Below are 11,252 nucleotides of genomic sequence, written 5' to 3'. Positions count from 1 at the left end.
TTAAACTTCGTAATGAATTACGTGTTCACTCTTGAGACTTGGTATTCATTTTTGCCTTTCGGCATTTAAGAATCCGTATCTTCGAGTGCCCACACAGATTGTCTGATAAATTGTTAAAGAGCAGTTGCGACGCGGCTTACAGCTCACCGTCGCGAGGTGGCGTATATTACGCTTTCCTCTTTCAGAGTCAACCCTGAATTTCAGGATTTTTCTCTTCAACCGGACCGGCTGTTGTGTGAAGTGATTCACATCCGCCGTGTCGATGGAGGCGCATTATAGGGATCCCAGTTTTTAGCACAAGCCTTTTTTCGATCTTTTTTTCTAACTGGTGTTTTATCATTCTTTTTGCTGTGATCCTGCTCGATCTGCTTAAATTTTGGTGCATGTAAGGCTTGCTCCCGCCAGCTAAAGCCCCCAAAGTTATCCTTACCGTTAGCAGTCGCAGAGGTAATCATGCCCGAAGTTTTACGTCCCTATAGAGATCTTTTCCCAAAAGTTGGTCAACGCGTGATGATCGACAGCACCAGTGTTGTTATTGGTGACGTCCGCCTTGCCGAAGATGTCGGCATCTGGCCGCTGGTTGTTATTCGTGGTGATGTTAATTACGTTGAGATTGGTGCCCGTAGCAATATTCAGGATGGCAGCGTGCTACATGTTACTCATAAATCTTCCTTTAACCCGGAAGGCAACCCGCTTCTTATTGGTGAAGATGTGACGGTAGGACATAAGGTGATGCTGCACGGATGCACCATTGGCAATCGGGTATTAGTGGGAATGGGATCGATTTTACTTGATGGTGCAGTAATAGAAGATGACGTGATGATTGGAGCAGGTAGCCTTGTCCCACAGAATAAGCGTCTGGAAAGCGGTTATCTTTACCTCGGCAGTCCGGTAAAACAGATCCGCCCCCTGAAGGAGGCGGAGATCGAAGGGCTGAAGTATTCCGCAAACAACTACGTAAAATGGAAAGATGAGTACCTGGATCAGGATAGCCAGATCCAGCCCTGATCGTCTTCTTGCTGCTCCTGAATAAGCGCTTCGGCCTCCTCTTCGAGATCCCAGCGCTGTTCCCGGAAGGCCGCAATCCAGCTCGCTGGCGTATCGCCGCCAAAACGGTGCGCCAGCGTTGTGTCTTTTATTGCACACGTTAACTGCATGCCATTAACCAGTGCCGGAAAACACAGCGCCCGCACACTATCCCGCCACTCCTCACGATCGGGAAACTGAATCGCCTGATACATTTCGCCAGGTCCAGCTTTAGTTTTTCAATCACGGGCAGCACATCAGGCAAAACGCCGTGCCACAGGAGCACTGCGTGTGCCGCCTGGCCCACCAGCATTCCTAAACCATCCGCACATTGATGAGCGCCCTGCTGTTCGCACCATTTAAGGAAAGGCGTATTTCCCTTCTGATAAAACATGTCATAGCAATAAATGTCAGGATGAATTAGCGAGCCAGGAATATCCGGCACGTCACCGGCAATGCCGCTGGATGTTGCATTAATGATGAGATCAAATTCATGTTCGCCCAAATCACTCATCGCTACGGCTTTTACGCTGCCGGTATGGGCAAAAAACTGCGCAAGCTCCTGCGCACGTGTAAAAGTACGATTGGTGATGGTTACGGCACAGTCCAGAGAAAGCAAAGGCAATAATACTCCGCGTGACGCGCCTCCTGCCCCTATCAGCAAAACGCGCGCGCCCGGTCTGATAAATGCCAGCCGTTGCAGATCGCTTAACAAGCCAATGCCGTCAGTGTTATCGCCCAACAGGCGGCCATCCTCAAGACGCTTAAGCGTATTCACCGCGCCAGCCAATGCCGCCCTTTCGGTAAGCTCATCGGCATGAGCAAAAGCCTGCTCTTTAAAAGGTACGGTTACGTTTGCCCCCTTTCCCCCGGCGGCAAAGAAATCGTCCAGCGTCACGATGAAGTTATCCAGTGGAGCCAGCACGCGCCCGTAAGGATGTTCAATCTGTAACTGCGCGGCAAATTGCTGATGAATAAAAGGCGATTTGCTGTGCGCGACCGGATGACCAAAAACGGCATAAGTTTCCATATCACTACCCTTGTCGAAACTGTTTGCCCGTCAGGGCATCGCGGATCTCTGATGGATTCTGACGACCGCCTGTTGCGCCTTCAAGGACCGGAAAATCGTCGCCAAACTGCGCACGGACTTCTTCTACCGTACGACATGGCGGAAGGGTCGTGAGGTTCGCGCTGGTTGATACCAGCGGTTTTCCATAGGCCTGGCACAGTTCAACCACCAGCGGATGATCGGTAACACGTACCGCCAGAGAATCAAAACGTCCCGTTAACCAGCGCGGGGTGGTCGCCTTTGCCGGAAAAACAAAGGTAACCGGGCCCGGCCAGCGAGCGAATATTGCCTCACGCTGTGTTGGCGTCAGCACTTCATCATTAATATAGGGCTTAAGCTGTTCAAAATTAGCCGCGATGAGGATCAATCCCTTTTCTACGGGACGCTGTTTTAATTCCAGCAGGCGGTTAACGGCAATTTCACTATCAGGATCGCAACCGACACCAAACACCGCTTCAGTCGGGTAGGCGATCACATGTTGATTTTTTAGTATGGCCACTGCCTCAGCGATGGCCTTAGGGAGCAGGTTATTCTTCACTGGTCTGTTTCGCCGCAACCGGCTTTCCACATTGTTTACTCGCACAAAAAAGTTTTACACCCTGCGCGGTTTTCTTTTCTATTAACAGCGGATAATGACATTCAGGACATTCACCCGCTACGGGTTTGAAATTAATAACAAACTGACACTCCGGATAGCGATCGCAGGAGTGAAAGGTTTTGCCGAAACGAGAGCGTCGCTGGACAAGGTGTCCGATCTGACACTGCGGACAGGTAATAGCGGTATCGTCAGGTTTATCGATAAGTTCGGTATGTTCACATTCCGGGTAGCGGCTACAGCCGATGAACATACCAAAACGCCCCTGACGAAGTACAAGCACCGCGCCGCAAGCAGGACACAACTGTCCCTCCAGGACTTTAACGATATGGCCGTCGGCCTGACTTTTCAGGGGACGGACATAATCGCATTCCGGATAATGGGAACACCCGAGAAACGGACCGTGTTTCCCGGACCGAATGACAAGTTCAGCCCCGCACTGCGGGCAGGGCTCATTTTTACGCACTGTAAAGAGTGCTGATTTGGCCATAACAACTCTTACTGCTGCACAAAAGATTAGTGCAGCATACCTTCATTCACTTCAAAGAGTAATTCTTCCATCTGCTGATACGCATTCTCGCAGCCGGGAATATTGAACAGAACCATCAGGATCACCCATTTAAGATCGTCGAGTTCAAATTCGGCGGTATCCAGCGCCAGCGCACGCTCAATCACCATTTCACGCGTATCGAGGTTGAGCACCTGAATCTGCTCCAGGAATAACAGGAATCCCCGGCAACTGGCATCCAGTCTTTCGCACTCTTCTGCGGTATAAATACGCACGGAGAGCGGATCGGAAGCGAGCTGCATCGGTTCGACAAGACCTTCCTGATAATCTGCCAGCTTTTCAAGCCACACCAGCGCGCTGTAGATATCTTCTCGGTCAAAACCGGCGTCGGTAAGATCCCGCGTCAGTTTATCCTGGTCCACACGCATCTCTGCTTCGTTATGGATGTAAGTCTCAAACAAATACATTAGTACGTCGAACATGGCTTGCCCTCCTTAATCGGACATAGCCGCCGGGTACAGCTGCGATCCACCCTGCTAACTCCAGTTCAAGTAGCTGAGCCACTGTCACTGGCACAGGTTGGCCGGCACGTTCAGCGACGACGTCAACAGGTGTTACCTCATCTCCTACGTTAGCCAGGAGCTCAGGAAATGGCAATGCCGCGGCTTCGTGTTCTGGTGAATAAATTGTAATTTCCGCCTTATCTGGCAACGATTGAAAAGGGAATTGCACGTTTTCAAGGATATCCTCAAGCGCAGTCACGGGAATGGCTCCCTGCTTAATTAACCAGTGGGGACCTTCGCTGCCAGGATTACCTAACGGCCCCGGCAGGGCGAAGACATCCCGACCCTGCTCCAGAGCGCAGCGTGCAGTCACCAGTGAACCACTGCGGATAGCGGCCTCTACCACCAGCACGCCGAGGCTTAATCCACTAATAATACGGTTACGCTGAGGGAAATTCTCCGGCCGGGGCGGCGCAGAAAGCGGAAACTCTGAGATGACTGCCCCGCCAGATCGAACGATGGCCGCCGCCAGTGAAGCGTGGCTACGCGGATGAACCGTAAATAACCCATTCCCGAGAACCGCGATACTTTTCCCGTTTGCGCTAAGCGCCGCACTATGTGCAATACCGTCGATACCTCTGGCAAGCCCACTGGTAATAATCAGCCCGCTGGAGACAAGCGCTTTACTAAAGCTTTCCCCCCAGCGCTGCCCATACCATGAATGATTACGGCTACCGACCACCGCCAGTTGTGGCGTAGCCAGGCACGCCGGATCGCCATGAATAAAGAGCGCTCCTGGGTAGTCACTAATTGCGCGCAGTTGCGGTGGATAACGGGAGTCATCAGCACTTATCAGGTGATGTTCAGGATGATCGAGCCAGTTCAGGCTACGGTCGAGATCCGCAGGCGTTAGCGCCATAAACGTAGCGCTTTGCTTTGGCGTTAACCCCGCCGCCAGCAGGCTGTCTCTCTCAACATGCGGTTGTTTCATTAAGGTCTGCGCCAGGCGAACCATTCGGTCGCCATAAAGCTGGCGAATTTTTAACAGGCGTAGCCAAATTTCGGTGGGCGTCATCCGTTTCCCCTTGCCACAAGCACTTCCGGCAATCTTTGCGATTGGTCACTGATGCTGTCAATCAAGGGGAGATTTGTCTAGAATAGAGGTAATAATCTTTTCTACTCCTGAACTCAACTCTGGAAATTTATGGCAGTTTTGCACGTGTTACATATTCCGGACGAGCGCCTTCGCAAAGTCGCTGAACCGGTAAAAGAAGTGAATGCAGAAATTCAGCGTATCGTTGATGATATGTTCGAAACGATGTACGCCGAAGAGGGCATTGGTCTGGCCGCGACTCAGGTCGATATCCATCAACGTATTATCGTGATTGATGTTTCCGAGAATCGCGATGAGCGCCTGGTGCTGATCAATCCAGAACTGCTGGAAAAAAATGGCGAAACGGGCATCGAAGAAGGCTGCCTGTCTATCCCGGAACAGCGCGCGCTGGTTCCGCGTGCGGAGACCGTTAAAATCCGCGCCATCGATCGTGATGGCAATCCTTTCGAGTTAGAGGCGGATGGCCTGCTGGCAATCTGTATTCAGCATGAAATGGACCATCTGGTTGGCAAACTCTTTATTGATTATTTGTCGCCATTAAAACAGCAGCGTATCCGCCAAAAAGTGGAAAAACTGGATCGGATGAACGCGCGAGCGTAAGGACAAGGAATATCGTGTCAGAAAAACTTCGCATTATTTTCGCGGGTACTCCCGACTTTGCAGCGCGTCATCTTGACGCGCTGTTGTCATCTGAGCATCAGATCGTTGGTGTATTCACCCAACCGGATCGTCCGGCAGGCCGTGGCAAAAAACTGATGCCCAGCCCGGTAAAAGTTCTGGCTGAAGAGAAAGGTCTACCGGTATTCCAGCCCGCTTCGCTACGTCCGCAGGATAACCAGCAGCTTGTGGCCGATCTGAATGCTGACATTATGGTTGTCGTCGCTTATGGATTGATCCTTCCAAAAGCCGTACTCGAGATGCCGCGCCTGGGCTGCATTAACGTTCACGGTTCGTTGCTGCCACGCTGGCGTGGTGCCGCTCCTATTCAGCGTTCGCTGTGGGCCGGCGACAGCGAAACCGGCGTAACTATTATGCAGATGGATGTGGGTCTGGACACGGGAGACATGCTTTATAAACTCTCCTGTCCCATTACAACCGCAGATACCAGCGCCACGCTGTATGACAAATTAGCGCAGCTTGGTCCGCAAGGGCTAATCGAGACGCTAAAGCAGTTAGCAGAAGGACGCGCGCAGCCGCAGGTTCAGGATGAAACACTGGCGACCTACGCAGAAAAGCTAAGTAAAGAAGAAGCGCGCATTGACTGGTCGCTATCCGCCTGCGAGCTTGAACGTTGCATCCGGGCATTTAATCCGTGGCCGATGAGTTATCTGATGATTGACGAGCAGCCGGTGAAAGTCTGGAAAGCCTCAGCACTGGATATTCAAAGCGATGCTGCACCGGGCACAATTATCGACGCTACAAAGCTGGGTATTCAGGTCGCCACAGGTGAAGGGGTACTGAATCTGGAGTCATTACAGCCCGCCGGTAAAAAAGCGATGAGCGCCCAGGATCTCCTGAATTCACGTCGGGAATGGTTCACCCCTGGCAATACGCTGTCCTGACACTTATCTATTCATAAGCCCGGTATGACCGGGCATTTTTATTTTTACGGTTATGAAAAAACAACTTAATTTACGCAGCATGGCGGCCCAGGCCGTTGAACAGGTCGTTGAGCAGGGTCAGTCACTGGGCCAGGTATTACCTGCGTTGCAGCAAAACGTCTCTGATAAAGACAAAGCACTGTTACAGGAATTGTGCTTTGGCGTCTTACGCACCCTTCCCCAGCTTAACTGGCTGATTAATAAATTAATGTCACGCCCGATGACGGGCAAACAGCGCACCGTCCACTACTTAATTATGGTCGGCTTTTATCAGCTGTTGCATACCCGCATTCCTCCTCACGCAGCACTGGCGGAGACAGTTGAAGGCGCGGTGGTCATTAAGCGCCCGCAGCTTAAAGGCTTGATCAATGGCGTACTACGTCAGTTTCAGCGCCAGCAGGAAGCATTGCTGGAAGAATTTACCCGCAGTGATGAGCGTTTCCTGCACCCGGCCTGGCTATTAAAACGGTTACAGAAAGCTTATCCGGCCCAGTGGGAAGCGATTATAGACGCTAACAATGCACGCCCGCCGATGTGGCTGCGCGTTAATCGTCATCATCACTCCCGCGATGAATGGCTCGCACTGCTGGCAGAGGCCGGGATGGAAGGCTTTGCACATACCGATTATCCGGATGCCGTGCGGCTTGCTTCACCCGCTCCTGTTCATGCATTGCCCGGTTTTGATCAGGGCTGGGTAACGGTGCAGGACGCGAGCGCACAGGGTTGCATGACGTTCCTGGAGCCGCAAAATGGTGAACATATACTGGATCTCTGTGCTGCACCGGGTGGAAAAACCACGCATATTCTGGAGGTCGCTCCAGATGCGCAGGTACTGGCGGTTGACGTTGATGAGCAACGGCTGTCCCGCGTTTATGACAATCTGAAGCGTCTCGGCATGAAAGCTGAAGTTAAACAGGGCGATGGGCGATTCCCGGCACAATGGTGTGGCGAGCAACAGTTTGATCGCATCCTTCTGGACGCCCCCTGCTCAGCCACCGGGGTGATCCGCCGCCATCCTGATATTAAATGGCTGCGTCGCGATCGCGATATCGCTGAACTGGCAAAACTTCAGGCTGAAATACTTGATGCCGTCTGGCCGCATCTGAAACAGGGTGGAACGCTGGTTTATGCTACCTGCTCAATATTGCCGGAGGAGAATAGCCAACAAGTTGCCGCTTTCCTGACTCGCACAGCGGATGCGCGTCTTAGCGCTACCGGCACGCCAGACCATCCAGGGCAGCAAAATCTGCCAGGTATGGAAGATGGCGACGGCTTCTTTTACGCTAAACTAATCAAACAGTGAAGATAACGGGTCGCGACTGATGAAAATTATTATTCTGGGTGCAGGACAGGTCGGCGGCACGCTGGCAGAAAACCTGGTCGGGGAAAATAACGATATTACCGTTGTCGATACTAATGGCGAACGCCTGCGCACATTGCAGGATAAGTTTGATCTCCGCGTGGTTCAGGGGCATGGCTCGCATCCGCGAGTGCTGCGCGAAGCTGGGGCGGATGACGCAGATATGCTGGTTGCCGTCACCAGTTCAGACGAGACCAATATGGTTGCCTGCCAGGTCGCCTATTCGCTATTTAATACGCCAAATCGTATTGCCCGTATTCGTGCCCCAGACTATGTTCGCGATGCTGAAAAATTATTCCATTCAGACGCGGTACCTATCGACCACCTGATTGCCCCGGAGCAATTGGTTATCGACAGCATTTATCGTCTGATTGAATATCCCGGCGCTTTGCAGGTAGTGAATTTCGCTGAAGGAATGGTCAGCCTGGCCGTTGTAAAAGCCTATTATGGCGGACCGCTGGTAGGGAATGCTCTTTCGACTATGCGCGAGCATATGCCGCATATTGATACCCGCGTTGCCGCCATTTTCCGCCACGATCGCCCTATTCGTCCGCAGGGTTCTACCATTGTTGAAGCGGGAGATGAGGTATTCTTTATTGCGGCTTCACAGCATATTCGCGCGGTAATGAGTGAGTTACAGCGTCTGGAAAAGCCTTATAAGCGCATCATGCTGGTTGGGGGTGGCAATATTGGTGCCGGACTGGCGCAGCGGCTGGAAAAAGACTACAGCGTTAAACTGATCGAGCGCGATCAACAACGCGCGGCAGAACTGGCTGAGAAACTGCAAAATACCGTTGTCTTTTTTGGTGATGCATCGGATCAGGAATTACTGGCGGAAGAACATATTGATCAAGTTGATCTCTTTATTGCCGTCACCAACGATGATGAAGCGAATATTATGTCCGCCATGTTAGCCAAACGCATGGGCGCTAAAAAAGTCATGGTCTTGATCCAGCGAAAAGCCTATGTCGATCTGGTTCAGGGTAGCGTGATCGATATTGCCATCTCCCCTCAACAGGCGACCATCTCAGCCCTGCTTAGCCATGTACGTAAAGCAGATATCGTTGGGGTATCTTCCCTGCGCCGTGGAGTAGCTGAAGCTATCGAAGCCGTAGCGCACGGAGATGAAAGCACCTCGCGCGTAGTTGGTCGTGTCATTGATGATATTAAGTTGCCGCCAGGCACGATTATCGGCGCGGTCGTTCGCGGTAATGACGTTATGATTGCTAACGATAACCTGCGTATTGAGCAGGGCGATCATGTCATCATGTTTTTAACCGATAAGAAATTTATTACCGACGTCGAACGCCTCTTCCAGCCCAGCCCCTTCTTCTTATAATTGTCAGGCATCCCCAGGATGCCTCACTTTTAACCTTTAACCCTTTATTTAATATGGGGTAATTTTATTAACATTATGTTTTCGCAAATGGAAATTGTGATGACATTTGTTAAACTTGTTATTATTTAAAAGTGTTAAGGAGAAAAAAATGAGTTTTTTTAAAGAGTTCCGCGAGTTTGCGATGCGCGGAAATGTTGTCGATTTGGCGGTAGGTGTGATCATCGGTGCGGCATTCGGTAAAATCGTCTCGTCGCTGGTTGCCGATATCATCATGCCGCCACTGGGTTTGCTAATTGGGGGAGTGGATTTCAAACAGTTTGCATTAACGCTGCGGCCAGCCATCGGCGAAACGCCTGCGGTTGTGATGCACTACGGGATCTTTATCCAGAACATTTTCGACTTCGTGATCGTCGCTTTTGCCATTTTCCTGGCAATCAACGTGATAAATAAACTGCATCGTCGTAAAAAAGAAGAACCAAAAGCGCCACCGGCACCTTCGAAAGAAGAAGTCCTGCTGACTGAAATTCGCGATCTGCTTAAAGAGCAGAATAACCGCCCTTAACAGGCGCTCAAAGCAGGAAGGCCAGTGGTAAAAAAGCAGTTTGCTTGCTTGCCACTGGCCTCCCAGTTCCCTTTCTTACCGTGCTTCGCTTTACGCAGAAAGCTGCCTTTTCCTTTTTTATTTTTCTCAACACGTTGCCTGAACAGCGGATCGTGCAGTAGCGCTTCAAGCGCGTTATCGTTTATCTGCCCTTTGGTATGCTGATAGCGACTCATAACTTCTCCAGATTGTAGTAAAACGGCGCGAGTGTAGATCTGTAAGACGAAGAAATCAACAGCCCTTTGTTACGCCACTGGCACCCTGTTCGAGCGCCTCAAGGATCGAGCAGTACACGCTACTGTGAGCCGTACCGCAACAAGCATCATTTAATCTTTGCAAAGAACGGCGCATCGTCTGTAGCTCGTCGATTCTTGCCTCCACGTCTGCCAGCCGACTTTGCACAATACTTTTTGATTCCTGACAAGTGTGATGCTCAGGATCGATACGGATCGAAAGAAGCTCACGGATCGATTCAAGCGTGAATCCCAGCTGCCGACCATAGCGGATAAACTTCAGGCGCTGAAGGTCCTGTTCGCTATAAAGTCGGAAGCCCCCCTCCGTACGGACCTCATGATCCATCATCTGCTGCTTTTCATAATACCGAATGGTATCAGGCGTCACTTCCGCCAGTTTGGCCAGTTCACCAATGCGATACATCATTCTTCCTCGCTTATTTTCCGCTGCAATTTGTTGGCATAATCACCGTGAAGAAAATCGGTATTGATACCTGCCTGACGCAGCTTAAGTTCAAGCAATAGCAGATGACGACTCAGCTGCGAATACTCGGGGCTGTCACGCTGAATATTTTTCAATAAATCAGCAAGCGCTACCGCCTCTTTACGCTGCTCAAGTTCCGGTGGCAGACAACCGGCATTTTTTAACAGCCGATATCCTGCACGCAGTTCAGCCGGCACATGGGAGTCATCATCCAGCGTTAAGGGTTCACCGCTACCGGCAAGATTATCAAACTCACCTTTGCGTTGGGCATCAAGAATATGGCGTTCTGCCCACTGGTCTGTTAACCACATTGCCATTCTCCAGGGGATGAACAAAAAGAGTACAAACATTGTAGGTAAGTGGGGATAGGACGGATATAAAAAAACCCGCCGGAGCGGGTTTTTTTACGTTACTACAGATTACTCTGCGGTAGCTTCTGCTTTCGATTCAGAACGATCAACCAGCTCGATGTATGCCATCGGCGCGTTGTCGCCTGCACGGAAGCCACACTTCAGAATGCGAGTGTAACCACCGGCACGGCTCGCGAAACGCGGGCCCAGCTCGTTAAACAGTTTTGCCACGATCTCGTTATCACGAGTACGGGCGAATGCCAGACGACGATTAGCTACGCTATCAGTCTTGGCAAGAGTAATCAGCGGCTCAACTACGCGGCGCAGCTCTTTCGCTTTAGGCAGAGTCGTCTTGATGATCTCATGACGAACCAGTGAACCTGCCATATTGCGGAACATAGCCTGGCGATGGCTGCTGTTGCGGTTCAGTTGACGACCACTCTTACGATGGCGCATGACCTTATCCTTC

Annotated in this window: 16 protein-coding genes and 1 pseudogene; 6 read left to right on the top strand and 11 right to left on the bottom strand. The window is 51.2% G+C overall.

From position 1 onward, the window contains the following. Positions 1 to 245: 245 nt before the first annotated feature. Positions 246 to 455 (bottom strand): hypothetical protein, encoded by a 210-nt coding sequence (locus INT84_RS23990; RefSeq protein WP_194208757.1) that lies wholly within the window; start codon positions 453 to 455, stop codon positions 246 to 248. Between INT84_RS23990 and INT84_RS23985 the strand changes: the two genes are divergently transcribed. After that, positions 454 to 1,008, top strand: coding sequence for a gamma carbonic anhydrase family protein (locus INT84_RS23985; protein WP_194208756.1), 555 nt, complete (start codon positions 454 to 456; stop codon positions 1,006 to 1,008). The two genes, INT84_RS23990 and INT84_RS23985, sit on opposite strands and share 2 nt — an antisense overlap. On the opposite strand, the gene INT84_RS23980 is transcribed toward INT84_RS23985, so the two are convergent. The 6 genes and pseudogenes from INT84_RS23980 to dprA all read right to left on the bottom strand — a co-directional run bounded on the left by INT84_RS23980 (position 984) and on the right by dprA (position 4,776). Further along, positions 984 to 1,241, bottom strand: coding sequence for a DUF1488 domain-containing protein (locus INT84_RS23980; protein ID WP_194208755.1), 258 nt, complete (start codon positions 1,239 to 1,241; stop codon positions 984 to 986). The two genes, INT84_RS23985 and INT84_RS23980, sit on opposite strands and share 25 nt — an antisense overlap. Positions 1,242 to 1,243: 2 nt before the next feature. Further along, positions 1,244 to 2,056, bottom strand: a pseudogene (gene aroE, locus INT84_RS23975) (shikimate dehydrogenase); the annotation flags it as partial. Positions 2,057 to 2,060: 4 nt separating this feature from the next. Next, complete coding sequence (gene tsaC / locus INT84_RS23970; RefSeq protein ID WP_194208753.1) at positions 2,061 to 2,633, bottom strand: L-threonylcarbamoyladenylate synthase type 1 TsaC; 573 nt, start codon at positions 2,631 to 2,633, stop codon at positions 2,061 to 2,063. Next, positions 2,623 to 3,180: a type I DNA topoisomerase gene (locus INT84_RS23965; RefSeq protein WP_194208752.1), complete on the bottom strand. Its 558-nt coding sequence runs from the start codon at positions 3,178 to 3,180 to the stop codon at positions 2,623 to 2,625. Before INT84_RS23965 ends, tsaC begins: the two co-directional genes overlap by 11 nt. Positions 3,181 to 3,206: 26 nt before the next feature. After that, entirely contained in the window at positions 3,207 to 3,680 is a 474-nt protein-coding gene (smg, locus tag INT84_RS23960) for a DUF494 family protein Smg (RefSeq protein ID WP_176917745.1), read from the bottom strand. Continuing rightward, positions 3,652 to 4,776, bottom strand: a complete 1,125-nt coding sequence (gene dprA / locus INT84_RS23955) for a DNA-protecting protein DprA (protein WP_194208751.1) — start codon at positions 4,774 to 4,776, stop codon at positions 3,652 to 3,654. The genes smg and dprA overlap by 29 nt, the downstream gene beginning before the upstream one ends. Before the next feature lie 129 nt (positions 4,777 to 4,905). Here dprA and def point away from each other — a divergent pair, with 129 nt between their 5' ends. The 5 genes from def (at position 4,906) to mscL (ending at position 9,677) form a co-directional block, all read left to right on the top strand. Continuing rightward, positions 4,906 to 5,415 carry a peptide deformylase gene (def, locus tag INT84_RS23950; RefSeq protein ID WP_194208750.1) on the top strand — a complete coding sequence of 170 codons (510 nt, stop codon included), beginning with the start codon at positions 4,906 to 4,908 and terminating at the stop codon, positions 5,413 to 5,415. A 14-nt stretch (positions 5,416 to 5,429) separates the two neighbouring features. Continuing rightward, on the top strand, positions 5,430 to 6,377 hold the full coding sequence (fmt, locus tag INT84_RS23945; RefSeq protein ID WP_194208749.1) for a methionyl-tRNA formyltransferase: 948 nt from the start codon (positions 5,430 to 5,432) through the stop codon (positions 6,375 to 6,377). Between the two features lie 52 nt (positions 6,378 to 6,429). After that, complete coding sequence (rsmB, locus tag INT84_RS23940; protein ID WP_194208748.1) at positions 6,430 to 7,719, top strand: 16S rRNA (cytosine(967)-C(5))-methyltransferase RsmB; 1,290 nt, start codon at positions 6,430 to 6,432, stop codon at positions 7,717 to 7,719. Between the two features lie 19 nt (positions 7,720 to 7,738). Further along, entirely contained in the window at positions 7,739 to 9,115 is a 1,377-nt protein-coding gene (gene trkA / locus INT84_RS23935) for a Trk system potassium transporter TrkA (protein WP_194208747.1), read from the top strand. A 148-nt stretch (positions 9,116 to 9,263) separates the two neighbouring features. Continuing rightward, positions 9,264 to 9,677, top strand: coding sequence for a large-conductance mechanosensitive channel protein MscL (gene mscL, locus INT84_RS23930; protein ID WP_194208746.1), 414 nt, complete (start codon positions 9,264 to 9,266; stop codon positions 9,675 to 9,677). Here mscL and INT84_RS23925 read toward each other — a convergent pair. The 4 genes from INT84_RS23925 to rplQ form a co-directional block, all read right to left on the bottom strand. After that, positions 9,674 to 9,892, bottom strand: coding sequence for an alternative ribosome-rescue factor A (locus INT84_RS23925; protein ID WP_176917738.1), 219 nt, complete (start codon positions 9,890 to 9,892; stop codon positions 9,674 to 9,676). The genes mscL and INT84_RS23925 overlap by 4 nt on opposite strands. A 55-nt stretch (positions 9,893 to 9,947) precedes the next feature. Beyond that, a complete protein-coding gene (zntR, locus tag INT84_RS23920) occupies positions 9,948 to 10,373 on the bottom strand; it encodes a Zn(2+)-responsive transcriptional regulator (protein ID WP_194208758.1) in 426 nt (141 codons plus the stop codon). Beyond that, complete coding sequence (locus INT84_RS23915; protein ID WP_194208745.1) at positions 10,373 to 10,744, bottom strand: DUF1992 domain-containing protein; 372 nt, start codon at positions 10,742 to 10,744, stop codon at positions 10,373 to 10,375. Before INT84_RS23915 ends, zntR begins: the two co-directional genes overlap by 1 nt. A 108-nt stretch (positions 10,745 to 10,852) precedes the next feature. Further along, positions 10,853 to 11,239, bottom strand: coding sequence for a 50S ribosomal protein L17 (gene rplQ, locus INT84_RS23910; protein WP_015960703.1), 387 nt, complete (start codon positions 11,237 to 11,239; stop codon positions 10,853 to 10,855). Positions 11,240 to 11,252: the final 13 nt, after the last annotated feature.

It is taken from the genome of Superficieibacter sp. 1612_C1 (assembly GCF_015234305.1).
Taxonomy (GTDB): domain Bacteria; phylum Pseudomonadota; class Gammaproteobacteria; order Enterobacterales; family Enterobacteriaceae; genus Superficieibacter.
This window is presented reverse-complemented; position numbering and strand designations above follow the sequence as displayed.